This is a genomic window from Variovorax sp. ISS6 (assembly GCF_056523145.1).
In genome coordinates this window covers 3,370,101-3,396,057 of record NZ_JAWRZC010000001.1, presented here as the reverse complement: position 1 = coordinate 3,396,057, position 25,957 = coordinate 3,370,101, and the positions used below count along the sequence as shown (strand labels likewise).

Genomic DNA, 25,957 nt, shown 5'->3' with positions numbered 1-25,957 from the left:
ACTCACTTGGTCAAAGGAGAGCATCATGTCGTCAAAACGTAGAGGTCCAGCACTCGCCATCGCCATCTGCGCAGTTGTTCTCGCGCCCGTGGTGTACGCGGAACCATCTCACTTCGCACCCACGGAAGCTGGCGTGGTCTACCATCCCGAGCACGCGGGGCCGGCCAGACCCCGGGCCCACGTCACCGCTGAACTCGGGGCTGCTCAAAAGCATCCGTTCTGGACATGGTCGAGTCGGTACGGCGCGCCGTGGCCTGTCGCCAAGAGCGGTCCTGGCAAGACGCGCGATGAAGTTCGCAAAGAGACCCTCCAGGCGATGCGAGAAGGCACCACTCCGTCCGGCGAGAGATAGTCGAAGTCGGACGCTCTGAGCAGCGATCACCAAGGAATGTTTTCTCGGCAGGCGCATTTTTCGGCTTGTCGCGAGGCTGGGCCTTGACGGTCGCTGCACTACCACCTCAAGCAAAACTGCCCCCTTCGGCTCAACCTTTCCCGGCGGATCGGCATGCCAGCTGAGTCTGGTCAACGCGGGCCGAGTCGATCGACTCGGCGCCAGGGAAACGCATGAGACAGCCCGGTGAAATCCCGGGGAAGCATCAGACCCCAGAGGCGGCGACGACCTTGACCTTGCCCACCATGCCGGCCTGGTAGTGCCCCGCGATGAGACACGCGAAATCGAAATCCCCTGGCCGATTGAAGGTCCAGGTGATCTCGCCGGTCTTGCCGGGTGCGACATGCGCCATGTAGGGCTCGGAATGCTCCATGCCCGGGAACTTCATCATCAGCGCTGCATGGTTGTCGAGTTCCTTCTTTGTGCCGAGGACGAACTCGTGCATTACCTGTCCCTCGTTCCGAATGGAAATCTTCACAGTCTCTCCCTGCTTGACCTGGATACGATCGGGCGTGAAGCGCATGTTGTCGGTCATCCTGAATTCCAGCGTTCGCTTGGCCGCGCTCGCATCGCCGGCGATGCCCCAGTCTTTCTGCTCCTTGCGCACAGGTCCGCTCGGTGCGCCGTGATCCTCGTCGCCGTGTGCGAGGGCGAGACCTGAGAACGCCAGGGTGCTGGCGAGCATCAATATCCTGATCGGTTTCATGGGGTTCCTTTGGTTGTGGTTGGGTTCGTCTGGAAAAGGTCCGAGGTCCCGCGACATCAATGGGCCAGAATCTTGGAGAGAAAGTCCTGGGCCCGAGGTGTCCGACTCTCGGGCCGATCGAAGAATTCGTCGCGCGGGCAGTCCTCGACGATGCGGCCCTGATCCATGAAGATCACCCGATCGCTGACCTGCCGGGCAAAGCCCATCTCGTGGGTGACCACCATCATCGTCATGCCTTCGCGTGCCAGCTGCACCATCACGTCGAGCACCTCCCCCACCATCTCGGGATCCAGTGCCGAGGTCGGCTCGTCGAACAACATGACGATCGGGTCCATCGACAGCGCCCGCGCAATCGCGACACGCTGCTGCTGGCCACCGGAAAGCTGCCCTGGGAACTTGTCCTTGTGGGCCGCGAGGCCCACGCGGTCGAGCATGCGCAGCCCACGCTCGGCGGCCTCGGAGCGCGAGCGCCTGAGCACCTGAACCTGCGCCAGCGCAAGGTTGTCGGTCACGCTCAGGTGCGGGAACAGTTCAAAGTGCTGGAACACCATGCCGACGCGGCTGCGCAGTTTGGGCAAATCGGTCTTCGAATCAGTGACCGCGATGCCGTTGACCGAGATGCGGCCGCGATGAATCGGCTCGAGCGCATTCACCGTCTTGATGAGCGTCGACTTGCCCGAGCCCGAGGGGCCGCAGACCACGACCACCTCGCCCTCGCCGATGCGCGTGCAGCAGTCGGTGAGCACCGCAAACTTGCCGTACCACTTGGAGACGTTGTCAATGTCGATCATTGTTTTCATTTGCTGATTCGTCATCCATTCAGGCGGCCGATGCGGTCTTGCGCCGCTGCAGCCAGGTGACCCACCATGCGCCCGCCGTGCACAAGACCAGGTAGACCACCGCGACAAGGATGTAGACCTCGACCACGCGCCCGTCGCGCTGGCCCACTTTGCTCGCAGCTCCGAGAAAGTCGTTCAGGCTGATGACGTAGACGAGTGACGTGTCTTTGAGCAAGGCGATGGTCTGATTGATCAATGACGGTGTCATGTTGCGGAACGCCTGCGGCAGGATCACATGCCGCAAGGCTTGCCAAGGTGCCATGCCGAGCGACTGCGCCGCCTGCATCTGCCCCGCGCGCACACTGCCGATACCGGCGCGGATGATCTCGCAGTAATAGGCCGACTCTGCGAGAACGAAGGCCACCAGCGCGGCGTAGATCGGCCCGACGGAAAGGTTTGGGTCACCCGTGACGGCGCGCAACACCATGGGCATCAGGAAGTAGATCCACAGGATCGTGAGGATCAGCGGAATCGAGCGGAACAGGTTCACGTAGCCGGAGACGAGGGCCGCGACCGGGCGCGGCGCGAAGATCCGCGTGATCGCCAGCAGCGTTCCAAGGCCGATGCCCGCGGCCATTGCGGCGATCACCAGGAATGCCGTCATCTGCAGACCCTGCAGCAGATAGGGCCAGGCGCGCTGCAGGGCCGCCCAATCGAAGTCGTAGCCCATCAAGCAGCTCCCAACAGGCCCGGCACACGCACCCGAAACTCGATGCGGCGCATCAGTACGATCACGCCGTAGGTGATCGCCATGTAGATGACCGTCGCGGCAATGAAGGCCTCGAACGGGTGGGCGCTGAATTCGCTGAGCTGGCGCGTTTGGCCCGTCAGCTCCATCAGCCCGATGGTGAGCGCCACGGCCGAGTTCTTGAACACGTTCAGGAAATCTGAGGTCAGCGGCGGGATGACGATGCGCAGGGCCTGCGGAAGGATCACATGCCGGTAGGCCGCCACGGTCCCCAGCCCGAGCGCCATCGCCGCCTGCTTCTGGCTGCGCGGCACCGACTCGATGCCGGCGCGTACCTGCTCGGCCGCCTTCGCAGCCGTGTAGAGCGTGAGCGCCACCAGCACGGTGAGGAACTGGTTCGTCGTCGGGTTCATCTGCTTGAGCGCATTGCCCCAGTCGACCGGCAGCAGTTCCGGCACCACGAAATACCAAAGGAACAGTTGGACCAGCAGCGGTGTGTTGCGAAAACAGTGGATGTACGCCGTGGACAGGTAGCGCGCGGCCCGGTTGGGCAAGGTCCGTGCAACGCCGGCGATCAGGCCGAGGCCCAGCGCCAGCGTCCAGGCCAGCAATGACAGCACCACCGTCCACAGCAATCCGCGCAGCAGCATCAGACCGTACACGCCCTCGCCCGTGACCGAGGGCTTGAAGAAGATCAACCAATCCCAGGAGTAGTGCATCGTTCAGGACGTTCGGGGAAACGAATCGAGAGGCGGCGTCAGGGCATTCACAGCGGCTGGTCGTTCGGATGACGCATGAGTTCCTGCATGTCGGGCGACATCGGGAAGTTCACCGTGACATTGCCCTTCACCGCGATCGGCTTGAGGAAGTACTTTTCATACAGCGACGCGAACTCGCCGGAGCGCATCATCCCGGTGATCACGCCGTCGACAAGCTTTTTGAAGGTGACGTCGCCCTTGCGCAGCATGCAGCCGTAAGCCTCCTTCTGTTGGGGCACACCGACCACCTCCCAGTCCGCGGGATTGCGGGCCCGCGCGATGTTGCTGAAAAGAATGATGTCGTCCTGTGTGGCCGCCACGGCCCGCCCGGTCTCGACGGTCAGGAAGTTCTCGTTGATGTCCTTGGCCAGGATGATGTTGATGCCCCACTTGTTCTTCTCGTTGAGCTGCCGCAGCATGCGCTCGGCCGTGGTGCCCGCGCTCACGACCACGTTCTTGCCCACGAGATCGGACCAGTGCTTGATGCCCGAGCTCTTGCGCACCAGCAGGCGCGCACCCACCACGAAGAAGGTGGTGGAGAACGACACCTGGTTCTGCCGCTCGGCGTTGTTCGTGGTGGAACTGCACTCCAGATCAACGGTCTGGTTGGCCACCAGCGGAATGCGCGTCTGCGGCGTGACTTCCAGCGTCTTGACCTCGAGCTTGGCGAGCTTGAGGTCCTTCTTCACCTGTTCGACCACACGCTGCGAGATCTCCCACGCAAAGCCGGCTTGCTTGTTGTTGTCGTCCAGGTAGTTGAACGGAATGGACGCGCCGCGCGTGGCGACCGTGATCGTGCCGGTGTCCTTGATCTTCTTGAGCGTGCCATCCAGTGGCTGCACGGTTTGCGCGGCGACACTGGCGCACAGCGCAAGGCCGGCTAAGGCGAGGCAGGGGCGGATCAACGCGGCGTGAATAGTCGGCTTGAAGGTCATCGCAGGCTCCAGGTATCGGGAATCAGAGGTTGGAACTCGTCTCGTGGGCGCTCAAGGCATCCAGCAGCTCGTCGAGCAGCGCCTGCGGATCGTCCAGGCCAATCGACAAGCGGATGACCGGCCCTTGGACGTCACAGAAATTGCGCTTGGCGATCTCCTCCGCGGGATAGAAAGCCGCGATGCTGCGCACGCCGCCCCAACTCGCGCCGATGGAAAAGAGCTTCAGCTTTGCGAACAGTGCCCGGTAAGCGTCGTAGGAACTGTCTACGAGCTGCAGCGACATCACGCAGCCGGACTGCTTGAAATCGCGCGCCCACAGCGCATGGTCCGGCGCGCCGGGCAGCGCCGGAAAGAGCATCCGACGCACCAGGGGATGCACCGCGAGTCGTTCGGCAATCAGTTGCGCGCTGGCGGCCTGGCGCTCCATGCGCACCTGCATCGTGTCCAGGCCCCGGGCGACCAGGAAGCAATCCTCCGGGCTCACCGCCAACCCCATCTGCGATTGGAGGCCACGCAAGGACCTGTACAGGCCTTCGTCATTGATCGCGATACTGCCCATGAGCACGTCGGAATGGCCGCCCATGTACTTGGTGCAGGCGTGAATGCACAGGTCCACGCCATGCGCCAAGGCCGCGAAGCCGAGCGGGCTGGCCCAGGTGTTGTCGATGGCGGTCAGCACGCCGCGAGTGCGCGCGACGGCTGTGATCGCCGGCACGTCTTCCACTTCCATGGTCACCGTTCCGGGGGACTCCAGCCAGATGAGCCGCGTGTTGGGGCGCACGAGGCGCTCGATGTCCGCGCCAATGCGCGGCGGATAGAACTCGACCTCGATGCCGAGCGCCTGCAGCCGTTCGACGGCGAAGGATTTGGCCAGGCCGTAGGCGGCGTCGGTCATGAGCAGGTGGTCGCCCTTCTTGAGCAGCGCCAGCAGCGCACCGCAGACGGCCGCCTGTCCGGAGGGAAAGACGACGCAATGCGCGGCGCCATCCAGCTCGGCGATGCGCGTCTCAAGGGCACGCTGTGTCGGTGTGCCCGTGGTGCCATAGCTGAAGCCATCAGGAAGGCGGGTGCGGCGGTTGACGAAATCGTCGAGCGAATCGAAGACGACTGTGGAAGCACGCCAAACCGGCGGGACCAGGCTGGCGAACGCGTTGCGCCGGGGAGTGTCGAGGTTGGGAATGGAAGGGTTCACGATAGAAGAAGGAGCTGTTCGTTGGGATCGCGATCAGTTCGCGGGTGCGGATTCGATGAGCTGCAGTGCCTGCTTCATCTGGTCGACGGCCATGTTTTCGAGATCGGTATAGACCTTCATCTCCACCGTCAGGCGAGCGAAGGTCTCCTTGGCCGCGGCGATCTTGGCCGGGTCATTGGTCTTGGGGTTGGCCAGTGCCGCTTCCAGGCGCTTGTACTCGCTGGTGAGAAAGGCCGGTTGCTCGCCGACGGCGCGCAGGCCCGCGTTGGTCATCGAGCGGATGCGCAACACCATCTTCACGTCCGACTGCTCCATCTCGCCCTGCGCGCGCTCCAGTGCGAGCCTCGCGGCGAGCGCCTGTTGGCTGTCGGGCTTCTTGGTCGCAGCGATGGATTGAAACTTGGCGATGTCACCGGATAAATCGTGCGCCCACACAGGCGCGGCGCATGCAAGGACGGTCACTGCAAGAACTGTTTGAAGTTTCATGTCGCTTCTCCGGAAGGTGGCTGAAGACGCCAACTCTAGGACGATGGAGATAATCTGAATCGTGTTCGAAGTTCTTTCTCCATAAGCGGTTGTTATATGTTGCTACGAGAGGTCGAGGTGTTCCGCTCCGTGATGTCCGTGGGCTCCGCGAGCAAGGCCGCTGCGCTGCTGGGTGTCACGCAGCCCGCCATCAGCCAGTCGCTGCGCAGGCTCGAGGAATCGGCTGGATTCCCGCTGTTTCGCCGGCTGCGGGGGCGTTTGCACCCGACGCCCGAAGCACAAGCCTTGCTGGTCGAGGTAGAGCGTGTCTTCGTGGGTCTGAGCAGCATCGAGCACCGCATGCGCAGCCTCAAGCGCTTCGGGGTGAACACCCTGCGCATGGCGGTCTATCCGGCCTTCGGCCTGACCTTCGTTCCGCGGGTGCTGTCACGGTTGGTGGCTGAGCGCCGGGACTCCGAAGCCCGGCCCCAGATTTCGCTGCAGGTGCTCAGTTCGCGGGAGGTGCACGAGGCTGTGTTGGGGCGTCAGGTCGACTTCGGATTGATGGCCGACGAGATGCCGACGACAGGCCTGGAGCACTCCGAATTCGCGCGCTTCCCCGGCGTGGTGGTGATGCATGCGAAGCACCGATTGACCAAGGCCAAGATCATCCAGCCCCATCAACTCGCGGAAGAGCCATTTCTCGCGCTCAACCCCGAGGACGCCTCCCGGCGGCGCCTGGAGCGGGCATTGGCGGGCTGCAACGTCGGATTGAGCGTGCTGGTCGAAACCCCCTATGCGGCGAGCGTGTGCGAGATGGCCCTGAGCGGCATGGGCATCGGCGTCGTCAACCCAGTCACCGCGCTGGAGTACGCCCAGCGCGGCCTGGTCATTCGCCCGCTGTCCCTGGAGGTCTCCTTCGCGGGCGTGCTGGTGCTGCCTCCCGGGCAGCCTCTGTCCGGCCTCGCTGCGCGAGTGCTTCAACTGATGCGAATGCAGTTGGCCGAAGACCAGAAGTCCCTCGCCAATCTTCTCAAACCCCGCGCCAAAGCTTGACTGCCAAGTCTCAGTGGCGCTTCGTTCGCGTCTCGCAGCAACGGGGGTTTTTACCCTCGGTGGCCAAGACCCCGTAGGCCTTGGCCACTGTCTCGCTGATCGGCGCATCGGCAGGGGCCCACGCCTCGATGGCGCACAACAGGTGCCCGGCAACCGTCCAGTTTCTCTGCCGGACGGCCTCCTGGTAGATGTCCAGCAAATGCTGCTCGAGCAACTTGGATTTCATGGGACTTCCTTCGCAGGGAGCGAAACCGCTCGGGCCGCACGCCGCTAGGCCGATCTTTCGCCATCGTGGGACGCATGAGCGCCGCTCTTGGCTGTCCGCAAGCGCAAGGCGTTGGTGATGACCGACGCCGAGCTCAGGCTCATCGCCAGCGCCGCGATCATCGGCGACAGCAGCCAGCCCGTGAACGGGAACAGCACGCCTGCGGCCAGCGGCACGCCCAGGGCGTTGTAGAGGAAGGCGAAGCCGAGGTTCTGCTTCATGTTGGCGATGGTCTGCTCGGAGATCACGCGCGCCTGCGCAATGCCGCGCAGGTCGCCCTTGACCAGCGTCACCTGGGCGCTGTTCATCGCGACATCGGTGCCGGTGCCCATCGCCACGCCGACGTCGGCCTTGGCGAGCGCGGGCGCGTCGTTGATGCCGTCGCCGGCCATCGCGACGATGCGGCCTTCGCGCTGCAGCCTGTCGACCAGCGCGAGCTTGTCGGCGGGCTTCACTTCGCCGTGCACCTCGTCGATGCCCAGCCTGGCAGCAACGGCCCGGGCCGTGGTCAGCCCGTCGCCGGTGGCCATGATGACGCGCAGGCCCGAGGCCTTGAGAGCGGCCAGCGCCTCCATGGTGGTGGCCTTGATCGGATCCGACACCGCGAGCAAGCCAGCAGGCTGACCGTCTACCGCCAGGAACATGACGCTGGCGCCCTCCGTGCGCATCGCCTCGGCCTGTGGTTTCAGCGCATCGACCGAGACGCGCAGCTGATCCATCAGCGCGGTGTTTCCGAGCGCCAGCTTCCGGCCGGCCACGGCTCCGCTCACACCGATGCCGCTGCTGGATTCAAAATCGTCGGGCGTGTCCAGCGCCAGGTTGCGCTCACGCGCCGCCCGCACGATGGCGTCCGCCAGGGGGTGCTCGCTCCCCTGGTCCAGGCTGGCCGCGAGGCGCAGCACCTCGTCCTCGGTGAAGCCCGGCGCAGGCACCGCCCGCTCGAACTGCGGCCGGCCTTCCGTCAGGGTGCCGGTCTTGTCGACGATGAGCGCATCGACCTTGCGGAAGTTCTCGATCGCGGCGGCATCGCGGAACAGCACGCCCTGCGTGGCTGCCTTGCCCGTGGCGACCATGATCGACATCGGCGTCGCAAGGCCGAGCGCGCAGGGGCAGGCAATGATGAGCACCGCCACGGCATTGATGAGGCCGTAGACCCAGCTGGGCTGCGGCCCGAAGAACCCCCAGGCGAAGAAGGTCAGCACCGCAACGGCGATGACCGCCATGACGAAGTAGCCGGCGACCTGGTCGGCCATCCGCTGCATCGGCGCGCGGGAGCGCTGGGCCTGCGCGACCATCTGCACGATGCTCGCGAGCACGGTCTGCGAGCCGACCTTTTCCGACTGCATGACGAGTGAGCCGTTGGTGTTCAGGGTCGCGCCGATGAGCTTGTCGCCAACCCGCTTGGTCACGGGCAACGGCTCCCCGGTGAGCATCGACTCGTCGACCGCGCTGGTGCCTTCGATCACCACCCCGTCCACAGGCACTTTTTCCCCCGGCCTGACGCGCAGCTTGTCTCCGACATGCACATGGCCGATAGGCACGTCTTCTTCGGTGCCGTCGGTGCCGATCCGGCGTGCCGTCTTGGGCGCAAGGCCCAGCAGCGACTTGATGGCCGCGGAGGTTTGCGAACGTGCCTTGAGCTCGAGGATCTGGCCCAGCAAGGTGAGGGAAATGATCACCGCGGCCGCTTCGAAGTAGACCGAGACCCGCCCCATCGACACGAACGACGCGGGAAACACGCCGGGCGCCACCGTGGCCACGACGCTGTAGACAAAGGCGGCGGCCGTGCCCAGGCCGATCAGAGTCCACATGTTCGGACTGCGGTTCGAAACCGACTGCACTGCGCGCACAAAGAAAGGCCAGCCGGCCCATAGCACGATCGGCACACTGAGCACGAGTTCTATCCAGCTCTGGGTGCCCATCTCGAACCAGTGCAGGCGATGGCCAGCCATGGCAAGCACGGTGACGATGACGGTGAGGGGCAACGTCCAGATGAAGCGCCGCTTGAAGTCTTTCAGCTCGGGGTCTTCGCCCTCATCGAGCGTCGGCATCTCGGGTTCCAGTGTCATGCCGCACTTGGGGCAGTTCCCGGGGTGATCCTGCCGGATCTCCGGGTGCATGGGGCAGGTGTAGATCGTGCCTGCGGGGCCGGGCTGAGCTACATCCGCTGGCGCAAGGACGAGCGGCTCCACCGGCTGCGCGCTGCGCTTCACGTACTTGGCTGGGTCGGCCTCGAACTTGGCCTTGCAACCCGCACTGCAGAAGTAGACCGGCTTGCCTTCGTGCTGCAGGACGTGGCGAGACTGCGCGTTCACCTTCATCCCGCAGACAGGATCCTTCAATGACACATTGGACTCACCGGGCAACGTTCCGACGTCGGCATGCGCGTGCGGCCCGTGGTTGCCTTCATGGTGTCCTGCTTGTCTCGTGGGCGCGTCATTCATTCGCGTTCTCCGAGAGAAAATTGAGAGAGGCCGTGCGCCGCCGGCGCCGCCACCAGCCGCTCACCCTGCAGGGGCTGGCTGGTCGGGGTTGCTGGGCCGCTCGAGGGCTGATCGAGGGCCGCCGCTTACTTCGGTGCGTAACCCGCTTCTGCGAGAGCTGCAGCTACGGACGCGCGGTCCTCGGTGGTTTCGATCCGGACCGTCCTGGACGGCAGGTCCACCTCGATCTTCGCCTGGGCGTCCAGGTTCTTGACCGCCTGGGCCACCCGGCTGGCGCAACCGCCGCAGGACATCGATTGAATTTCGAACTCTTGCATGAAGACTCCTTCGTTGAAAGTGGCTCTCAGTCTCAGGCTTGACATCATGTGAAGGTCAAGGGACATTTTGATATGTCCCCAGGAAACATCGGAAAACGGCATTCAGGCCTCCACGTCCAGCACCATCATCAGGCCCCCGCCGCCGTCCTGCTCGACGTTGTTGTTGGTGGTGTGGTGCGGGATGTGGCAGTGCACCAGCCACTTGCCAGGCCGCAGGGCCTTCCAGATGACGTCGTAGCGCTGACCCGGGCCGACGTTCACCGTATCCGCCTGGAACCGTGCCGACTCAGGCAGCACATAGCCGTCCCTTGCAACGACGGTGAACGGGCCACCGTGGACGTGCATGGGGTGCACGAAGTTGTTGTTGCTTCCTACGAACCTGAGCTTGATGGTTTCACCGACCTTCATCTTCACCGTGTCGGTGGCGGGAAATGCCTTGCCGTTAATGGTGAAATAGTTCGGCAAGCCGCCTTCCATCAGCATCGCCGGGTAGGTCAGGCCTTCGCGCTTGAGCCATTCCTGCAGCTGGATCACATATTCGTGGTCGGCCTTTGGTGCCTGCTCGGCGTGCTTGGGGTCGATGATCAGGGCGCCATACAAACCGAAGGCCTGCTGGCGGTCCACATGGTCGTGCGAGTGATAGAAAAACGTGCCTGCCTGCTCGGTCGTGAACTCGTAGGTATAAGAGCCGCCGGGCGGAATCGGCTTTTGCGTGATCTTGGCCGGACCGTCCATCTCGTTCGGAAGAATCAGCCCATGCCAATGCACGGTGGTGCTCTCGGGCAACCAGTTCGTCACCTTGATGCGCACCCGATCGCCTTCGGTGACCCGAATCCTCGGGCCCGGAATCGTCGCGTTGAATGCGTAGCCCTCGACAGTCACGTCCGGCAGGATGTTCCATCGGATGACACTGGTCTCTAGGTTGAAGACCTTGATGCCGTTGTCCAGCGTGGGGACAAGGTCCACGTCGCCGCGGGTCTGCGCCCCAGCGATGTGCGCGATCTCGCGCGGGTGAATGGCCGACATGTCGCGCATCGCCTGGCCGGGGGTGTCCCAGCCCATGATCATCGACGGCGGCATGATGGCACCGCCCACGTCCCGGTTCGACAGACGCATGTTCACGAACATCGCGGGCATCGTCATGCCGGCCAGCAGCATGAGCGTGGTGGTCATCGTTACGGCCACCAGCTGCGGCCGCGTCACGTTCGGCTGCATGCTGTGGCCGCCGCGACCTTCTTGCGCATGGCCCGATTTATCGCGCGACTTGTCCAGTGCGGGCTGGGCGTGCTGTTCGTGGCCGGTGTGCTGGGCTGCTGGGGTGGCCGCGGAGACAGGCGCCGAGCCATGCGCATGCATTGGGGCATGCCCGGGCGCCATGGTCACATCGGCTTGCGCCTCGGCCTTCTTCTCGGGTCGACGCTCGGTCATCAGCCCGTGCTTCATCTTCCGGGACACCATCCAGACGTTCACCGGATACGCCACCGCAAAGCCGACAGCCACACCCAGCGACATCACGCCCCAGAAGACGAGCTCGGTCGGGTCCATCGCCCGCATGTCGCGGCCCATCATGAGCAGCGCCATCACCGGCGCCATGCCGGCCATCATTGCGTTCATGCTGATGAACTCTGGCATGAACGACTTCTTGACGTTTTCCCAGTAGGTGCCGCCCATCATGTTCTTCATGAAGAGCGACTGGAAAATGAACAGGCCGAACGCAAAGCCGGCAACGTACTCGACGATCAGGTCGATCCACATCGGCAGCCCAAGCACCGCGGTTACGACCGCCGCCAAGATGATGCCCGTTGCATCGCCCGCCACGCAGTGGATCGTGGAGCCCACGCCCTGTTTCCACAGCGGCTTGACAAACTCTTCGTGCTCGCCGGGGACCGGCTCTTTGTCCGCCATCACGTAGAGCAGCAAGCCCAGCGGACCGAGGTAGAGCGTGACGAGGATGAATCCCCACTTCATCACGACCGGCTCGGGGTTGTGGCGCAGCTGGTCCCATGCGACGTAGGCGGTGGACAGGGCCGCCAATACGAACCAGACGGCCAGGAAGTAGTCGATGGGTTGAGCGAACATGGTGATTCCCGTTGTTTGGGTTCAGGCGCGCACGATGCGCTTTTCCATCTGCGCCGGACGGACCGGAAAGTGGCCTCGGATGCTGATACGAACGGACCCTGCGCAACGCACCACTTCCTGCTCAAGGATTCTTTTTCATCCACGCATCCAGCTGCGCGATCTCCTTGGTTTGGTCCTTGATGATCTTGCGTGCCATCGCTTTCAGCTCCGGCGAATTTCCGTGTGCGATCTCGGGCTTGGCCATCTCGAGCGCCTGCTGGTGATGCATCTTCATCAGCATCGCGAAATCCTTGTCGGTGTCCCCTGACATCTGCATCTTCGGCATGCCCTCCATGCCGCTCATCATGGATTTCTTCATTTCGTCTGATCCGCTGCCTTTCTGCATCTGCGCTGGAGACATGGCCATCGGCCCCGATGCAGGCGGAGTGGAGGGCTGAATTTGCGCCACCGCGGTCAGCGCAAAGGCCGCGAGCGCAGAGGCGCTCGCCAAGGTCCTGAAATACAGGGAGTTCATGGTTCTCCTTGGTGGGTTGAAATTCAATGTGCCATTTCAAGGCAGGCAACCGCGCAGGCACGACAGGCTGCGGCGCAGGACTGGCAATGCGGTGCCTTGTGCTTGCCGCATTCCTCCGCGCAGGCTTCGCAGATGTCGGCGCACAGTTCGCAAATTTCTTTTGTGTGCTCGCTGCCACGGGCGATGGTGGCGGCGGCCAACTGGCAGATCGCCGCGCAATCCATATCCAGCGCGATGCATCGGGCCATCATCTTGACGTTGTCTTCCTTCAAGCAGGCCATTGCACAGTGATTGCATGCGATGGCACACTCGTTGCACGCCTCGATACAGGCAGAGTTGGTTTCATGTGACATGACTTTCTCCTTTGTGTAGCGGCCGGCAGCTGGCGACCGGCGAAGAGGGACGATGTAACCGTCCCGAGTTGCGCGACCCGTCGGATCGCGTGTGCATGAAAAACCTAGAGCAACCGGTTAACGACGAGCGGCGTCGATATGAACGACGATGGCGAATGTCGACCGTGCGGAAACTCTGAACCTGCTTGCAGCGTGCCGAAGACTCGGACAGGCGTCTGTCGGACGACAACCCGGTCATGGTTGCGACTTGCCGGCAGCCTCATCGCTTGCCCCGCCGGGCCTTCCTGGGTGCACTCGAGCGAGAGGCTCTTCGACTTCTGTCGTGGTTCAGCCGGTTCTTATGATGTTTGCGGCGCTGCCAATACACGATGGCCAAGAAAGCGATCACACCCAAGATCCAGGCAATGAACATGGTGCTCACCACATTCACAGAGACCCATCGGCCTGTCACGTACATGCGTCACCCCACTTGGCTTTCCAGCCGATGCTGCGCGCGCCTAGCGGCAGCAGGCGCGTGAGGGGAAGGCGCTGGATTGGCTGCACGGTGATTTCAGGCAGCTCGCTGGTCGAGGCTTAGCGCAGGCCTGCGATGTAGTCGGACACCGCCTTGATTTCGCGATCGTTGAGCTTCGCTGCAACGCCACTCATCGGCACGCTGTTGAGTCGTGTCCCATCGCGAAACGATGTCAGCTGCGCGGCGGTGTACTCGGCGTGTTGTCCTCCAAGCCGCGGGTACTGGCTCGGGATGCCGGCGCCGTTGGGACTGTGGCAGCCCGCGCAGGCCGGCACGTTGCGGTCCCCAATGCCGCCACGGTAGATCCTCTCGCCCAGGGCGACGAGGTCTTTCTCCTTCGCAAACCCGGGCTTGACGGGCTTGGAGCCGAGGAACCAGGCGACGTCGCGCATTTCCTGATCGGAAAGCATCGCGGCCATGCCAGCCATGACAGGGCTCTTGCGCTTGCCGGACTTGAACTCCTGAAGCTGCTTGACCAGGTATTCGGGATGCTGCTGAGCCAGCTTGGGGTTGGCGGGAATCGCCGAGTTGCCATCAGCGTTATGACATGCGGCGCACGACTTTCCGTTGAAGACGACTTCACCGTTCGCGATATCTGCCTTGGCCGATCTGACGGGGGCTTTCTCGGTAGCAGCCATAGGCATGGGGTCGGCTGCGAAAGAAGAGATGGAGGCAAGCCCGCCAAGAGCGGCGAGCAAAAGGGGGACGAACAATTTCATGGGGGACTCAAGTTTTGGGCGGGCTAGCTGTAAAAGATGGCTGGAGATCGTGCGGTGGCCGTATCACCCGCGCGGCGCTTGTGCATGCGACAAGACGCGAATGGGCGTGCTGCACTTGACGACATTGGTCGAAACGGTGTCGCCCAACTCGACGGATGTCGCAGGGTCCAGCATCACGATGTGCGCGTGGCGCTGCCCCGTGGAACGATCGACCAGGATGGCGAATCGACGCAGTGCAAGCTCGTCCGGGCTGGCCTTCTTCCTGCAGTCCGTGCGACCGCTGCGCTGAATTTCGCTCGCGCGGCCGATCTCGACAATCTCGCCTGTACGCCAACCATCCTGGAAATCGCGATGCTGCTTGTAGAGGTCGGCGCAGCCCGCCAGGCCGACGCAGATCGCCGCACCAAGAATCCCGCTTGTGACAGGATGCGCCGTGCCGATGATGTGATGTTTCATCTTCGCGATATCGGCGACGGACAATGTGTCGGCCCGATACCCCATGATGGGCTAGGACGCATCGACGCTTTGGCTTGCGCCGTTCAGCATGCGGAAGTAAAGGCCGCTGTGGGCCGGGATGCAACGCTCGGGAAACCCCGGGAGGTAGAGCGAGCGCTCAGGAACTTGCCACTCGTCGCACAAGGCGTAGCCGAGCACTTCGATCTCACTGATCAAGCGCTGACGGTTATAGACATGCATCGGCGCGAAGCAGCCAGCGCCGATGTTCTGCGCCGTGACGTAGTCTTCGCCGTCGTACAACGGGAGCTTGTTCAGCAAGATATGTCGTGGACGGATCTCGCACTGTGCGAGCAGATCAGCGGGGCGCCCATTGTCAAGATAGTGCAGGGCTCCTGCCGAGAGCCAGATGTCATGGCCGGCCAGCGCCTGTCTCAGGGCGTCTGTGTGGGTAAAACTCAGCGCACTGGCCCCTGCTTGCTTGGCCATTTCTCGGCCGATGGAAGCTATTGCAGGAACTTCAACGACGCGCCACGACAACTGATTCGGCATTTCGAAATAGCGCTGGTATGCGTAGAAATGAACGCCTACTGAACCGCCGATGTCGAGCACCTTGGTGGCACCGTCGCGAAACGCGCGCTCGAGCCACCACATTACCGGATAGTCGTACGCGAAGATCTTCTTCGTGCGGACGTTCACATACTCGGCCGCCAGGGCCGCATGGTCGAATTCCGGATTGTCAGGAAGCCAGTCCCGCGCTTCGGAGAAGTCCTTGAAGATGCCGAAATAGCCGGCAAAACCAGCCTCGGAGAAGAACTGTCGACGCCGCCAGCGCAGCAATGCCGGCCGGGTGACTGGCCCCTCAAGGATTTGCCGAACGACTTGCGAAGCACTGGAGTACGCCATGTTTTCCTCCATCCTTTCGGCGTTCACTGCCGGCCAGGTTTTCTGATGCGCTCAGCGGGCTGCTTCGATCTTGGTAACGACGATCTTTCCGTCGATCTTCTCCGCCTGGAAACGGACCTTGGCGCCGGTCTCGACCTTGTCGAGCATGGCGTCGTCCTTGACCCCGAACACCATGGTCATGCCGGGCATGTCCAGGTTCTTCAGCGGACCGTGCTTGATCGTGAGTTTCTTGTTGTCCTTGTCCACCTTGCGGACTTCGCCCTCAGTGAGTTCCGATGCCGCGGCCGAATCGGCAGCGCCTGCTGCCGGTGCCTTGTCCGCCATGCCGGGCATGTCCGACGTGGGTTTGGACGATTGCGCGCTGGCCGCGCCAGCAAACGAGAGTGCGGCAACGAATGCCAAGATTGCGATGCGAATGTTCGACATGAAGATCTCCTTGGATATGAATGAATTTGGAGACCCGCCGCGTCCCGATGGGAACTCGCGGCGGGCGCGTCGGGCTTACTTGCCGGTCTTGGTCACGTTCACGGCGCCCTTCATGCCCGCGTCGTAGTGGCCCGGCTGCAGGCAAGCGAAGTCGACCTTGCCGGCCTTGGTGAATTGCCAGACGATCTCGCCGCTCTTGCCCGCGGCCAGCGTGACCATGTTCGGATCGGAGTGCTCCATCTCGGGGTTCTTCTTCATGACTTCGTAATGCTCCTTGAGCTCCTTCTCGGTCCCGATCACGAGTTCGTGCTTCAGTTGGCCAGAGTTCTTGATCACGAAGCGCACGGTCTCGCCCTGCTTGACGCTGATGTCGGCGGGCGTGAAGCGCATGCTGTCCGTCATGTCGACGTTGATCGTGCGGGTGGCCTTGGTTGCCACGCCGGGCTTGCCGATCGCCTCATTGGCTTCGTGGCCGTGGCCACCGGCATGGGTGCCCGAGGCCGAAGCGCCAGCGGCGGCCAGGGCGACCAGTGCTGCGAGCGCGGTATTGCGGAGGGTGTGTTTCATGTGTTTCCTTTGAGAGTTGAGGTTGGGGAGGAGAGAGAAAATCAGTGGCCGGTATGTCCGCTGCCCGGCTTGCGAATCTGGACTTCGATGTTCTTGGCGGGCATGTTCTTCGCGGGCATCGCAGCCGCGCCGGCATCGCGCTGGCGCGAGGTCTCAGGCGCCGGGCCGTCGAGTTCGTAGGCCACGGTGCCCTTGGGATGCTTGAACCAGCCGGGGTTGGAGTAATCACCGGCTTTCTGGTTTTTGCGCACCTTGACCACGCTGAACATGCCGCCCATCTCGACCGAGCCGAACGGCCCTTCGCCCGTCATCATTCGCGCGGTGTTGTCGGGGATCGGCATTTCCATTTCGGCCATGTCGGCCATGCCGCGTTCGCCCATCACCATGTAGTCGGGCACCAGGCTCGAGATCTGCTTGGCCACGTCCTTGTGGTCCAGTCCAATCATGGTGGGCACGTCGTGGCCCATGGCGTTCATCGTGTGATGGCTCTTGTGGCAGTGGAAGGCCCAGTCGCCTTCCTCGTCGGCCAGAAAATCGATCTGACGCATCTGGCCGACCGCCACGTCCGTCGTGACCTCATACTGCCGGGAGCTCTTCGGCGTTGGGCCCCCATCGGTGCCCGTGACGAGGAATTCGTGCCCGTGCAGGTGGATCGGGTGGTTCGTCATCGTCAGGTTGCCGATGCGGATGCGCACTTTGTCGTTGAGCCGCACGTTGAGCGAGTCGATGCCGGGGAAGATGCGGCTGTTCCAGGACCACAGGTTGAAGTCCAGCATCGTCATGATCTTGGGCGTGGCGCTGCCGGGCTCCACGTCGTAGGCGTTGAGCAGGAACACGAAGTCGCGGTCGACCTTCTCGATCAGTGGATGGTCACCCTTCGGGTGCGTGACCCAGAAGCCCATCATCCCCATCGCCATCTGCGTCATCTCGTCCGCATGCGGGTGGTACATGAAGGTGCCGGGGCGGCGTGCCACGAACTCATAGACGAAGGTCTTGCCCGGACGGATCGGCGGCTGGTTCAGGCCCGCGACGCCGTCCATGCCGTTGGGCAGGCGCTGGCCATGCCAGTGCACGCTGGTGTGCTCGGGCAGCTTATTGGTCACGAAGATCCGTACCCGGTCGCCTTCGACGACCTCGATGGTCGGACCGGGCGACTGGCCGTTGTAGCCCCACAGATTGGCTTTGAAGCCCGGTGCCATCTCGCGCACCACCGGTTCGGCCACCAGGTGAAATTCCTTGACACCGTTGTTCATGCGCCAAGGCAGGGTCCAGCCATTGAGCGTGACCACGGGGTTATAGGGCCGGCCGCTCGAGGGAGCGAGTGGCGGCATCGTGTTCGGAGAGGTCTGGAGCACAGGCTCTGGCAAGGCGGCCATGGCTACCTTGCTCACGCTGGCCGCGGCGACAGCCCCGGTGATGGCGCCGGCGCCGGTGATGAAGTTGCGTCTGCTGGTCATATCGTTCAATTCGTTGATGGGGTCAGTGCGCGGCGGCAGCGGAGGCTTCGCCGCCGCCGCCGGCCATCGAGCCGCCCGTCGCGGTAGGTTTACCCATCACCGACGCGGCCAGGGCGGCGTCGGCCAGCCAGAACTGCTGCTGGGCGTTGATGGCGTTGGTCACGCTGGAAATCTGGTCGCGTGCCTCGGCGAGCAACTCGAAGACGCCGATCAGCATCCCGTTGTAGCGAAGCACGTTTTCGTCGGCCATGGCCTGACGCAGCGGGACGATCTCGTCGCGGTAGTGGCGCGCGATGTCGTAGGCGGTGCGGTAGGCCGAATACCCTTCGCGCAGTTGCGAAGCCGCACCGCGAACCGTGGCGTCGTACCGGTTCGCTGCGGCCAGCGACTGCGCATTCAGCATGTCGCGCTGCGCCGACCCCCAGTCGAACAACGGCAGCCGGATGTCGAGCTCGAAGCCTCGACGGGTGCTCTTTGTGTTTTCCGCGTTATCGAACACGGTGTCACGCCGGCCACCCACCTCGACATCGATGAAGGTCGACAGCAGGTTGATGCCTTGCGACTTGCCCGCCACGTCCAGCTGGGCACGTGCGAGTTGGACGTCCAGACGCTGCTCGGTCGCGGTCGCCGCGACTTCCTTCGCCTCGCGAGGGGTCTTGGGCAAGTCAGGCAGACGTTCGGGCAACGTCAACTTGGCAGCCTGCTCATCGTTCAGTCCCAGGACACGAATCAGCTCCTCGCGCGCAGCGGTAGTCGCGTGCTGAGCCGAGGCGAGCTGGGTGGTCGCGTCGGCGTAGAACACCTGTTGGCGTGCACGCTGCAGCTTGGAGAAGTTCCCAATGAGCTGCATCCGGCGTGCGAGCTCGGCGCTGGCTTGAGCCGACTTGTTGACCTGTTCAGCGTACTGCAGCGACTGTTGCGCGGCAACCGCACGGACCCAGGCTTGCTTGACCTGCGTGACTTGGTCGACGACGGCGCTGGTCAGTTGGACCTTGGCCTGGCTGGCCTGGCTTCTGGAGATCGACAAGCGTTGCGGCAACAGGATGAGGTCCACCAGTCCGAAGGACAGCAGACGTTCAAGCTCGAGTTCGCTGTTCAGTCGGGTTCGTGCGAACGATAGGATCGGGTTCGGCAGCCGGCTGCTCTGGTTGGTCGCGGCAATGTCACCCCAGCTCTGCGCGATCAGCGCCTGGACGGACGGGCTGTTGGCCAGCGCGAGCTGAACCGCGTCGCTCTGCGACAGTGGCTTGGCCAGCAGATCCTGCGTCAACGCGGCGCGGCGGTCGCGCTGCTCCTGGGTCCTGCTGAGCTCGAGCTTGCCGCCTGTGAACTGCTGGGCATTGGTGTTCGTTTCCTTCAGGGCGTCGTCGATGCTGACCGAGGCGCAACCGGCCAGGAAGGCGGCCGCGACGGCGACGGCCGTCAAACGCAAAGCGCGCTTCATGGCTTCTCCTTCTTCGCTGGCATAGGCATCGAGTGGCCTGGCTGCGCGGCAGGTGCAGCGGCTGCGCCCTTGGGCGAATCGGACTCTGCCGACCCCGTGCCCGATGCTTCCTTGGCGTAGGCCTGCCAGCCGCCTCGGCGGTAGACCGTCTCGTTGGCCTCCTTCCAGGGAATGGCCTTTTCGTCAGCGAAGGGCCGATAGCCCTCGAGTGCGGACCTGTAGGTCAGTACAGGTGGCACTGATGTGGGTGCCGCCTCGGGCTGGGCGGATGCAGGCTGAGCCAAGGCGACAGCGGCGCTCAGCGTTGCCAGGGCTGCGAACGCAGCCACGGCGGGAAAAACTGCCAGCCGACGGGCCGACGATGAATGGAACATGGAGTCCTCGCAAGATCATGAACGGGATGCGCCAGAACTGCCCTGAAGGCATGGCGCAGCGATGCATGAGCGTCCGCGGCGGCCCCGTGACGGATCACGGGCGCACGAACGCGTCAGAAGCGAGGAGGCTTGTCGAGAACGCGTGGCGCGAGCGTGGCCACCGTGATGGCGGGCTCCGCCAGATCGGCGCGGGGAAGATCGTGGAAGACGGCCACTTCCAACGTACTGGTCAGCGCCGTGGCATGGCACGCGCCGCAGGTTCCGCACTTGTGCATCGCGTCAGGTTCCGCGCTTGCAGCCTTGGCAGTGCTGTCTTTCACAGGCGGTTTGGCCGCCTGTGACGCCTCGTGGTGATGGTCGCCACGCTCGTCCGCATGCGGATGTTGGGCGTGGTCATGCATCCCGGTCCGCTCAGCGGACATTTCCGTCATTGCGCCGGCGTGTCCAGGTCCGCAAAAGACCATGGCTGCCGCAGCGTACCCCTGGAAGGGTACGGCAAACATCATGATCCAAAGGACGAACAGGCGAACCCGGTGCATAAGGCGAATTCTAGATCGAGCGGTCTGTCAGGTGGCCTGTACGTGTATCCAGTCCTGCACGCGGCCCTCAGGGCTGCGCCTGTGCGCGAGTCTTGCTCGCGTCACCCTTGGGCGCTGGCAGGGGCGCACCGAGCCTGGCCGCTGCATCCCAGTTGGGCTGCTTCTGCGCGGCTTCCAGTTCGGCCACCACTTCGGCGCGCGACTTGGAGGCTCCGACCTTCGGCGTGCTCATCGACCCCCAGCGCAGCATGCTGGCCCCGGCAGGGGTTTTCTGCGCGTCCGCGAGCTCAGCCGACACCTGCGCTGCAGTCTTGCCCGATCCGGCTTCGCCCGGGTGATAGACCACGCCGGCTTCGTTGGGTGCGAAATGCGACGGACCTTCCGCATAGGCCGCGAACGGCGCGACGAAGGCAGCGCCCACGCCGGCGGCGAGTGCGAACGAGAAGATTTGACGGTTCTTCATGATAGGTCTCCTTCAACGAATTGCTCGACTTCGCGAGCTGCATTGAACACGTCGGCATCGACCACCGAGCCGGCGATGCCAGTCAACTGGCTGGCATGCAATGACTCTAGGAAGCCAGTCCGCCAATCACCCTCTACTTGGATTACAAAGAAGTAATCCACGCACGCGACCCCGCGCCGTAGCATTGGATGATGCGAATCCTGGTCATCGAAGACGAACACAAACTGGGCGACTACCTCGTCAAGGGCCTGACCGAGAGCGGCTTCGTGGTCGACCTCGCACGCACGGGCATCGAGGGGCGCAGTCTCGCGCTCGATGGGGACTACGACCTCCTGGTGCTGGACGTGATGCTGCCGGGCATCGATGGTTTCGCCGTTCTGGAGGCTCTGCGCAAATCCAAGTCGATGCCGGTGCTGATGTTGACGGCGCGCGACGAAGTAACCGATCGGGTGCGAGGACTTCAAAGCGGCGCGGACGATTACCTCGCCAAGCCGTTCGCCTTCTCCGAACTGCTTGCACGGATCCAGGCGCTGCTTCGGCGCGGCAAGCTCCATGAGGTTTCCAACTACACGCTCAAAGACCTGAACCTCGATGTGGTGGCGCGCAAGGCGACGCGCAACGGGCAACGCCTGGAGCTGACCGCCAAGGAGTTCGCGCTGCTGACGCTGCTCATGCGCCGCCAGGGCAACGTGCTGTCGCGCACGCAACTGGCAGATCAGGTCTGGGACATGAGCTTCGACAGCGACACCAACCTGGTGGAAGTGGCGATCCGGCGACTGCGCAGCAAGATCGACGATCCTTTCGAAGAGAAGCTGCTGCACACGGTGCGCGGCATGGGTTACGTGCTGGAGAGCCGACAGGGCAGTTGATCGTGAACGCCGCTGAAACCATCCGCGAGCCCGGCGCCTCGGTCACCGCTGCGATCGTCAAGTCGGCGGCAACCGATGCAGCCCCCAACACCGAAGGCACCGGCTCCATCCAGGCCGCGCTGTCTCGCTGGTTTGCGGCGCAGGCATTGATCGGCCTCAGCCTCGTCTGCGTGGCGATCTACGCCGTCACGGCGTGGAGCTTTCAGGTCAAGCAGGCCAGCGAGTTCGAGCGCCAGTCCGAATTGATCCGGCACCTGATCCAGGAGTCGCGCGGCGATCCTGGGCCGGACGGCTTGCGGCACAAGCTGGACGATTTCTTTCTCACGCATGCCGAGATCAGCTTGGTGCTGCGCCGCGGGAACGAGACTATCTACTCGACCAGGCCTACCCGGGCATCCGCACGCTGGCTTTGGAAGCCGACTGAGGAGCTCCAGGCGCAGCCGGGCGATGCCGCCATGCAACTGCAACTGGGCATCGACATCCAGGAGGACAACCGGCTCCTGCGTCGGCTAGCCTGGACACTGGTCGGTGCGGTCGTGCTGGGGTCCGCGATGATCTCCCTGACCGGTGCGCTGCTGGTGCACCGGGGTCTGAAACCCCTGAAGAAGCTGATTCAGCAGACCGCCGCCACAGGACCCGCGCACCCGGGACTGCGCATCGATCCCTCCCCGTATGCCTCTGAAATCACCCCCTGGGTCGCGCAGTTCAATGCGGTGCTCGACCGGGCGGAACAGGCCTACCAGCAGTTGGAATCGTTCAACGCGGATGTTGCGCACGAACTGCGCACGCCGCTGGCCAACCTGATCGGGATGGTGGAGGTCGAGTTGGCGCGGCCAAGGTCGATCGAGGAGTTGCGCGACGCGTTGCTGTCGGCGCTGGAAGAAGCAAGGCGCGTCTCCGCGATCGTGATCGACATGCTCTTCCTGTCCCATGCAGACCGCGGCGCTGTCGCCCGCCGCTCGGCGCCGGTCAGTCTGGCTGACCAGGTGCGCACGGTACTGGACTTTCACGAGGCCACGCTCGAAGACGTGGGACTGAAGGTGCATGTCAGCGGCGATGCGCGCATTGGTGTCGACGCCGGACTGGTGCGCAGAGCGCTGTCGAACCTGCTGAGCAACGCGAGCCGGTATGCGGCGCCGGGCTCGACCATCGCGGTCGTGATCGATACGCAGCCTGACGGCGTCTGGGTCAAGGTTGCCAACCGTGGCGAGCCGATCGCCGCCGACGTGCTGCCCAATCTTTTCAAACGCTTCTTCCGGGCGGAGCGGTCTCGCTCCGACTCGTCAGAGCACCATGGGCTGGGCTTGGCGATCGTCGCCGCGATCGCGCGAATGCATGGAGGCCAAACCCGAGCCACCTCCCGATCGGGCGTCACTGAGATCAGCTTTTCCATGGCGGTGTCGGAAAACTGATCCGCGGCCAACCCTGGTCGGCGCGCCGAGATTGCACATCGACTGCAGCAGGGACCGTGTTTCAATCGGCGCTATCGCGCAATGCGCATTGCTCCTTTTCTCCCATGACTATCGGTCTTGAAGTTCTCATCGGTCACTGGAAAGCCGATTCGTTGAGCACCTACAACTCATGGTTTCTCTGGGATGAGAGGCTCAAAAATTTCCGATCCATTCGCCGCGGCTTGGCCCAGGTGGTCAAGGACATCGATGCAGGCACCTTCGGCAGCGCATTCCGCGGCTCCTCGCTCGAGACGGTCGTGGGTTCGGTGGCGGAGCAGCGCCAGATCTTCAAGGGGGCCGACCACGCGTTTCTCTGGAAGCCCAAGCTGCGCATTCCCGACATCTATGAGAACGCCGCCAACCAGCGTGCCTTCGCCCGACTGCTGCACGCCTGCGACTGCTGTGACAGCGCGGAGGAGGTGGTCGAAGCCATCCGGCGGATCGACGCGCATCAGATCAAGGGCCTCGGGCCGGCCGTGGCGAATCTTCTGTACTTCGTCCATCCCACGATCGTGATGCCATTCAACACGGCGATCGTGAAGGGCTACAACGCGCTCACGGGCAGCAATGTCAAGCTCGGTAAGTGGGACCACTATCTCTCGATGCGCGAAGGCTGTCTGCGCCTGAATGCGCAGCACCGCCGGCTGCTGTCCAACGACATGGGCGCCTTGGCCGGCCTGCTCTTCGACATCGGTTCGGGTCGGTACACGGCACCGCCGCGCGACGACGATGCCGCCGCCATCCGGGGCTGGGAAGCCGATCTCGAGAAAGTGCGCGAGGAATCGGCCGCCGCACACAAGCGCTGGGCCGCCGAACGCGAGAGCGATGCGACCCACACCGAAATCCAGGGATGGCTGCGCGACCTGGGCAGGTCGCTGGGTTACGGCGTCTGGATCGCATCCAACGACCAGGGCCGCACCTATGCAGGAGGGCGACTCGGCGACGGCTGCCTGACGCAGTTGCCTTCGGGAGCTCAGCCCGGTCTGGACTCGGTGCGTCTGATCGACGTGATCTGGGTGGAAGCCGACGGCGCCAAGATCGCCGCAGCTTTCGAGGTGGAACACTCGACCTCGATCTACTCGGGCATCGTGCGAATGCTGGACCTTGCACTGGGCACGGAACTTGGCGCTGGGGTGTCGATGTTCCTGGTGGCGCCCGATGCACGACGCGACGACGTACGACTGCAGCTGCGCCGCCCGGCGTTTTCGCGTGTCGCTGAACTTGGCATCCGGTATCTGCCCTATAGCGAACTCGGCAACCACCGCGAAGCGATTGGCCGCTTCGGTTCGGGGTTGAAGCCCCTGAGCGAGATTTCACATCTGCTTTGAGACCCGGGCGCGAGAGGTATGACCGCCGCGCCCGTCGACGAACCCGCTGGATGACGCAACTGTAATCTTCGCGTGCGGGAATTCGCCGACCTGCGACCTAGAGTTGGATCACGGAAAGAGACAAGCGCACCCTCAAGTGCGCCTACTCGACCAGGAACATTGCCCACTCTTTGCCAAAGGATCGAATCATGAAGACCTCCCTCAAGACCTCCCTGACGCTGGCCGCGCTGCTCAGCGCGATCGCCGGCCCTGCGCTTGCTGGCAACTATGCGGAAGGCGACCCCCGCCCTGCACCGCTGACTTCCAGCACCAGCCGCGCCGCTGTGGCCGCGGACACGCGAAACTGGCTGCAGAACTCGCCGGACCAAGGCTACCCCGAAGGCAATCCGCGGGCTGTCGCAAGCGTCAGCGCCAACAGCCGCGCAATGGTTCAGGCCGACACGTTGACCTGGATTCGTTCAGGCTTGGCTGCAGCCACCAACGGCGAAGCAGGCGCCGACCTGTCTCGCCCCGCCTACAGGCAGGCCGCCGCCGAATACGCACGCCTGCGCAACGGCCCCGAGTTTGGTGCCTTGGTGGAACGCATCACGCGACAGGGCTCGCGGTCGGCTGCAACCGCCAGCCGCTGATGGATTGGCGCACAGCCTTGAAGCGCTCGAGACCGCAAGCCGCGCATATTGCCGCGACTTGCGGCCTGTTCTGAACCACAAGGTCTAGAATTCGCGGAACTACCTCGCGCACGCCAGCTCCATACACAGCGTTCCAATACGCCCTTCCATGGCCTCCATTGCAACCGTTTCCAAGCATATTCGTGGCGCACCCAGCGCCACGAATATGCTTGGGTCTGCATTGCCAAGGACGCAGTCATGACACGCCGGCTGGTGCACCTGATCGCCCGCGGACTGATCGGTGTGCTGCTGTTCGCGCAGCTGTCGATCGCAGCCTATGCCTGCCCAGCGCTCTCGTCGGGCGCGATGGACGCGGACTCAGCTGCCTTGATGCAGATGGCCGGCGAGACGACCGCGGTTGTCGATGCAAGTGTTGACGCGACCACACAGTCGCCTCCCTGTGGCGACATGGTTGGCATGACAGATACGGGCTCTGCCAATCTGTGTGCCGAGCACTGCAAATTCGGCCAGCAAAGCGACCATGCATCCACGCTGACGATCCCCGTCGCGCTGCTGGCACCGCTTCTCCTGACGCCTTGGGCGCCCGAGGCGACACAGCCTCCACGCCCTGCGGCGGCTTCCTTGAGTGCACTGGTTGCGGCATCGCCCCCGCACGCCATCCTGCACTGCGTCTACCGAACCTGATCCACTGATCGACGCTGCGCCGACGGCTCTCACGAGCCGGGACGGCGCACCGGTCGTGCCTTGCCGTCCGCACGGGTTTCACCTGTGCGTGGCGCAGCGGCCCGACACCTGCCCCACGGGGTTTGTCGTCAG

The 25,957-nt window shown here is 63.6% G+C and carries 28 protein-coding genes; 6 read left to right on the top strand and 22 right to left on the bottom strand.

Features of this window, described 5'->3' with window-relative positions:
• Positions 1-596: 596 nt before the first annotated feature.
• From AC1HIL_RS15580 to AC1HIL_RS15550, 7 genes are read right to left on the bottom strand one after another with little or no spacing between them, the layout of a single operon-like run.
• Entirely contained in the window at positions 597-1,097 is a 501-nt protein-coding gene (locus AC1HIL_RS15580) for a cupredoxin domain-containing protein (protein WP_398493957.1), read from the bottom strand.
• Between the two features lie 56 nt (positions 1,098-1,153).
• Positions 1,154-1,888 carry an amino acid ABC transporter ATP-binding protein gene (locus AC1HIL_RS15575; RefSeq protein ID WP_398493955.1) on the bottom strand — a complete coding sequence of 245 codons (735 nt, stop codon included), beginning with the start codon at positions 1,886-1,888 and terminating at the stop codon, positions 1,154-1,156.
• Positions 1,889-1,916: 28 nt separating this feature from the next.
• Positions 1,917-2,606, bottom strand: a complete 690-nt coding sequence (locus AC1HIL_RS15570) for an amino acid ABC transporter permease (protein WP_398493953.1) — start codon at positions 2,604-2,606, stop codon at positions 1,917-1,919.
• The gene (locus AC1HIL_RS15565; RefSeq protein WP_398493951.1) at positions 2,606-3,343 is read right to left on the bottom strand and encodes an amino acid ABC transporter permease; all 738 of its coding nucleotides are present in this window, start codon (positions 3,341-3,343) and stop codon (positions 2,606-2,608) included. Before AC1HIL_RS15565 ends, AC1HIL_RS15570 begins: the two co-directional genes overlap by 1 nt.
• Before the next feature lie 47 nt (positions 3,344-3,390).
• A complete protein-coding gene (locus AC1HIL_RS15560) occupies positions 3,391-4,317 on the bottom strand; it encodes a transporter substrate-binding domain-containing protein (RefSeq protein ID WP_398493949.1) in 927 nt (308 codons plus the stop codon).
• Between the two features lie 22 nt (positions 4,318-4,339).
• Positions 4,340-5,509 carry a trans-sulfuration enzyme family protein gene (locus AC1HIL_RS15555; protein ID WP_398493947.1) on the bottom strand — a complete coding sequence of 390 codons (1,170 nt, stop codon included), beginning with the start codon at positions 5,507-5,509 and terminating at the stop codon, positions 4,340-4,342.
• A gap of 33 nt (positions 5,510-5,542) precedes the next feature.
• Positions 5,543-5,995, bottom strand: coding sequence for a hypothetical protein (locus AC1HIL_RS15550; protein ID WP_296731794.1), 453 nt, complete (start codon positions 5,993-5,995; stop codon positions 5,543-5,545).
• A gap of 96 nt (positions 5,996-6,091) precedes the next feature.
• Here AC1HIL_RS15550 and AC1HIL_RS15545 point away from each other — a divergent pair, with 96 nt between their 5' ends.
• Positions 6,092-7,030, top strand: coding sequence for a LysR substrate-binding domain-containing protein (locus tag AC1HIL_RS15545; RefSeq protein WP_296731798.1), 939 nt, complete (start codon positions 6,092-6,094; stop codon positions 7,028-7,030).
• A gap of 10 nt (positions 7,031-7,040) precedes the next feature.
• Here the strand turns inward: AC1HIL_RS15545 and AC1HIL_RS15540 are convergent, their stop codons facing one another.
• The 15 genes from AC1HIL_RS15540 to AC1HIL_RS15470 all read right to left on the bottom strand — a co-directional run bounded on the left by AC1HIL_RS15540 (position 7,041) and on the right by AC1HIL_RS15470 (position 20,864).
• Positions 7,041-7,256: a globin family protein gene (locus AC1HIL_RS15540; RefSeq protein ID WP_296731801.1), complete on the bottom strand. Its 216-nt coding sequence runs from the start codon at positions 7,254-7,256 to the stop codon at positions 7,041-7,043.
• A 44-nt stretch (positions 7,257-7,300) separates the two neighbouring features.
• The gene (locus AC1HIL_RS15535; RefSeq protein ID WP_296731804.1) at positions 7,301-9,739 is read right to left on the bottom strand and encodes a heavy metal translocating P-type ATPase; all 2,439 of its coding nucleotides are present in this window, start codon (positions 9,737-9,739) and stop codon (positions 7,301-7,303) included.
• 125 nt (positions 9,740-9,864) lie between these two features.
• Positions 9,865-10,056, bottom strand: coding sequence for a heavy-metal-associated domain-containing protein (locus AC1HIL_RS15530; protein WP_296731808.1), 192 nt, complete (start codon positions 10,054-10,056; stop codon positions 9,865-9,867).
• Between the two features lie 102 nt (positions 10,057-10,158).
• Complete coding sequence (locus AC1HIL_RS15525) at positions 10,159-12,135, bottom strand: multicopper oxidase domain-containing protein (protein ID WP_296731811.1); 1,977 nt, start codon at positions 12,133-12,135, stop codon at positions 10,159-10,161.
• A gap of 121 nt (positions 12,136-12,256) precedes the next feature.
• Complete coding sequence (locus AC1HIL_RS15520) at positions 12,257-12,649, bottom strand: DUF305 domain-containing protein (RefSeq protein WP_296731814.1); 393 nt, start codon at positions 12,647-12,649, stop codon at positions 12,257-12,259.
• A gap of 23 nt (positions 12,650-12,672) precedes the next feature.
• Positions 12,673-13,002, bottom strand: a complete 330-nt coding sequence (locus AC1HIL_RS15515; protein WP_296731818.1) for a four-helix bundle copper-binding protein — start codon at positions 13,000-13,002, stop codon at positions 12,673-12,675.
• A gap of 573 nt (positions 13,003-13,575) precedes the next feature.
• Positions 13,576-14,235: a c-type cytochrome gene (locus tag AC1HIL_RS15510; protein ID WP_296731822.1), complete on the bottom strand. Its 660-nt coding sequence runs from the start codon at positions 14,233-14,235 to the stop codon at positions 13,576-13,578.
• 63 nt (positions 14,236-14,298) lie between these two features.
• Positions 14,299-14,691 (bottom strand): hypothetical protein, encoded by a 393-nt coding sequence (locus AC1HIL_RS15505; RefSeq protein WP_296731825.1) that lies wholly within the window; start codon positions 14,689-14,691, stop codon positions 14,299-14,301.
• Between the two features lie 51 nt (positions 14,692-14,742).
• Positions 14,743-15,594 carry a methyltransferase, TIGR04325 family gene (locus AC1HIL_RS15500; protein ID WP_296731828.1) on the bottom strand — a complete coding sequence of 284 codons (852 nt, stop codon included), beginning with the start codon at positions 15,592-15,594 and terminating at the stop codon, positions 14,743-14,745.
• Between the two features lie 51 nt (positions 15,595-15,645).
• Positions 15,646-16,020: a copper-binding protein gene (locus AC1HIL_RS15495; protein WP_296731830.1), complete on the bottom strand. Its 375-nt coding sequence runs from the start codon at positions 16,018-16,020 to the stop codon at positions 15,646-15,648.
• Between the two features lie 75 nt (positions 16,021-16,095).
• Positions 16,096-16,587: a cupredoxin domain-containing protein gene (locus AC1HIL_RS15490; protein WP_296731833.1), complete on the bottom strand. Its 492-nt coding sequence runs from the start codon at positions 16,585-16,587 to the stop codon at positions 16,096-16,098.
• A 41-nt stretch (positions 16,588-16,628) separates the two neighbouring features.
• Positions 16,629-18,044, bottom strand: a complete 1,416-nt coding sequence (locus tag AC1HIL_RS15485; protein ID WP_296731953.1) for a multicopper oxidase family protein — start codon at positions 18,042-18,044, stop codon at positions 16,629-16,631.
• A gap of 22 nt (positions 18,045-18,066) precedes the next feature.
• Positions 18,067-19,488: a TolC family protein gene (locus AC1HIL_RS15480; protein WP_296731837.1), complete on the bottom strand. Its 1,422-nt coding sequence runs from the start codon at positions 19,486-19,488 to the stop codon at positions 18,067-18,069.
• Positions 19,489-19,975: 487 nt separating this feature from the next.
• Entirely contained in the window at positions 19,976-20,401 is a 426-nt protein-coding gene (locus AC1HIL_RS15475; RefSeq protein ID WP_296731840.1) for a hypothetical protein, read from the bottom strand.
• A gap of 67 nt (positions 20,402-20,468) precedes the next feature.
• Complete coding sequence (locus AC1HIL_RS15470; RefSeq protein WP_296731842.1) at positions 20,469-20,864, bottom strand: hypothetical protein; 396 nt, start codon at positions 20,862-20,864, stop codon at positions 20,469-20,471.
• 191 nt (positions 20,865-21,055) lie between these two features.
• Between AC1HIL_RS15470 and AC1HIL_RS15465 the strand changes: the two genes are divergently transcribed.
• The 5 genes from AC1HIL_RS15465 (at position 21,056) to AC1HIL_RS15445 (ending at position 25,825) form a co-directional block, all read left to right on the top strand.
• Positions 21,056-21,733 carry a heavy metal response regulator transcription factor gene (locus AC1HIL_RS15465; RefSeq protein WP_296731844.1) on the top strand — a complete coding sequence of 226 codons (678 nt, stop codon included), beginning with the start codon at positions 21,056-21,058 and terminating at the stop codon, positions 21,731-21,733.
• 2 nt (positions 21,734-21,735) lie between these two features.
• On the top strand, positions 21,736-23,145 hold the full coding sequence (locus tag AC1HIL_RS15460) for a heavy metal sensor histidine kinase (RefSeq protein ID WP_296731847.1): 1,410 nt from the start codon (positions 21,736-21,738) through the stop codon (positions 23,143-23,145).
• A 104-nt stretch (positions 23,146-23,249) separates the two neighbouring features.
• The gene (locus tag AC1HIL_RS15455) at positions 23,250-24,512 is read left to right on the top strand and encodes a type II restriction endonuclease (RefSeq protein WP_296731849.1); all 1,263 of its coding nucleotides are present in this window, start codon (positions 23,250-23,252) and stop codon (positions 24,510-24,512) included.
• 188 nt (positions 24,513-24,700) lie between these two features.
• Positions 24,701-25,141 carry a hypothetical protein gene (locus tag AC1HIL_RS15450; protein WP_296731852.1) on the top strand — a complete coding sequence of 147 codons (441 nt, stop codon included), beginning with the start codon at positions 24,701-24,703 and terminating at the stop codon, positions 25,139-25,141.
• A 237-nt stretch (positions 25,142-25,378) separates the two neighbouring features.
• Entirely contained in the window at positions 25,379-25,825 is a 447-nt protein-coding gene (locus tag AC1HIL_RS15445; RefSeq protein WP_296731854.1) for a hypothetical protein, read from the top strand.
• Positions 25,826-25,957: the final 132 nt, after the last annotated feature.

Excerpts from the sequence above, each read along its gene's own strand:
- AC1HIL_RS15475 (WP_296731840.1), bottom strand. The coding sequence starts at position 20,401 with ATGCACCGGGTTCGCCTGTTCGTCCTTTGGATCATGATGTTTGCCGTA.
- AC1HIL_RS15525 (WP_296731811.1), bottom strand. The coding sequence starts at position 12,135 with ATGTTCGCTCAACCCATCGACTACTTCCTGGCCGTCTGGTTCGTATTG.
- AC1HIL_RS15470 (WP_296731842.1), bottom strand. The coding sequence starts at position 20,864 with ATGAAGAACCGTCAAATCTTCTCGTTCGCACTCGCCGCCGGCGTGGGC.
- AC1HIL_RS15480 (WP_296731837.1), bottom strand. The coding sequence starts at position 19,488 with ATGAAGCGCGCTTTGCGTTTGACGGCCGTCGCCGTCGCGGCCGCCTTC.
- AC1HIL_RS15560 (WP_398493949.1), bottom strand. The coding sequence starts at position 4,317 with ATGACCTTCAAGCCGACTATTCACGCCGCGTTGATCCGCCCCTGCCTC.
- AC1HIL_RS15445 (WP_296731854.1), top strand. The coding sequence starts at position 25,379 with ATGACACGCCGGCTGGTGCACCTGATCGCCCGCGGACTGATCGGTGTG.
- AC1HIL_RS15490 (WP_296731833.1), bottom strand. The coding sequence starts at position 16,587 with ATGAAACACACCCTCCGCAATACCGCGCTCGCAGCACTGGTCGCCCTG.
- AC1HIL_RS15545 (WP_296731798.1), top strand. The coding sequence starts at position 6,092 with ATGTTGCTACGAGAGGTCGAGGTGTTCCGCTCCGTGATGTCCGTGGGC.
- AC1HIL_RS15465 (WP_296731844.1), top strand. The coding sequence starts at position 21,056 with ATGCGAATCCTGGTCATCGAAGACGAACACAAACTGGGCGACTACCTC.
- AC1HIL_RS15510 (WP_296731822.1), bottom strand. The coding sequence starts at position 14,235 with ATGAAATTGTTCGTCCCCCTTTTGCTCGCCGCTCTTGGCGGGCTTGCC.
- AC1HIL_RS15570 (WP_398493953.1), bottom strand. The coding sequence starts at position 2,606 with ATGGGCTACGACTTCGATTGGGCGGCCCTGCAGCGCGCCTGGCCCTAT.
- AC1HIL_RS15450 (WP_296731852.1), top strand. The coding sequence starts at position 24,701 with ATGAAGACCTCCCTCAAGACCTCCCTGACGCTGGCCGCGCTGCTCAGC.
- AC1HIL_RS15505 (WP_296731825.1), bottom strand. The coding sequence starts at position 14,691 with ATGAAACATCACATCATCGGCACGGCGCATCCTGTCACAAGCGGGATT.
- AC1HIL_RS15540 (WP_296731801.1), bottom strand. The coding sequence starts at position 7,256 with ATGAAATCCAAGTTGCTCGAGCAGCATTTGCTGGACATCTACCAGGAG.
- AC1HIL_RS15500 (WP_296731828.1), bottom strand. The coding sequence starts at position 15,594 with ATGGCGTACTCCAGTGCTTCGCAAGTCGTTCGGCAAATCCTTGAGGGG.
- AC1HIL_RS15515 (WP_296731818.1), bottom strand. The coding sequence starts at position 13,002 with ATGTCACATGAAACCAACTCTGCCTGTATCGAGGCGTGCAACGAGTGT.
- AC1HIL_RS15550 (WP_296731794.1), bottom strand. The coding sequence starts at position 5,995 with ATGAAACTTCAAACAGTTCTTGCAGTGACCGTCCTTGCATGCGCCGCG.
- AC1HIL_RS15575 (WP_398493955.1), bottom strand. The coding sequence starts at position 1,888 with ATGATCGACATTGACAACGTCTCCAAGTGGTACGGCAAGTTTGCGGTG.
- AC1HIL_RS15520 (WP_296731814.1), bottom strand. The coding sequence starts at position 12,649 with ATGAACTCCCTGTATTTCAGGACCTTGGCGAGCGCCTCTGCGCTCGCG.
- AC1HIL_RS15495 (WP_296731830.1), bottom strand. The coding sequence starts at position 16,020 with ATGTCGAACATTCGCATCGCAATCTTGGCATTCGTTGCCGCACTCTCG.
- AC1HIL_RS15535 (WP_296731804.1), bottom strand. The coding sequence starts at position 9,739 with ATGAATGACGCGCCCACGAGACAAGCAGGACACCATGAAGGCAACCAC.
- AC1HIL_RS15565 (WP_398493951.1), bottom strand. The coding sequence starts at position 3,343 with ATGCACTACTCCTGGGATTGGTTGATCTTCTTCAAGCCCTCGGTCACG.
- AC1HIL_RS15485 (WP_296731953.1), bottom strand. The coding sequence starts at position 18,044 with ATGACCAGCAGACGCAACTTCATCACCGGCGCCGGCGCCATCACCGGG.
- AC1HIL_RS15580 (WP_398493957.1), bottom strand. The coding sequence starts at position 1,097 with ATGAAACCGATCAGGATATTGATGCTCGCCAGCACCCTGGCGTTCTCA.
- AC1HIL_RS15530 (WP_296731808.1), bottom strand. The coding sequence starts at position 10,056 with ATGCAAGAGTTCGAAATTCAATCGATGTCCTGCGGCGGTTGCGCCAGC.
- AC1HIL_RS15455 (WP_296731849.1), top strand. The coding sequence starts at position 23,250 with ATGACTATCGGTCTTGAAGTTCTCATCGGTCACTGGAAAGCCGATTCG.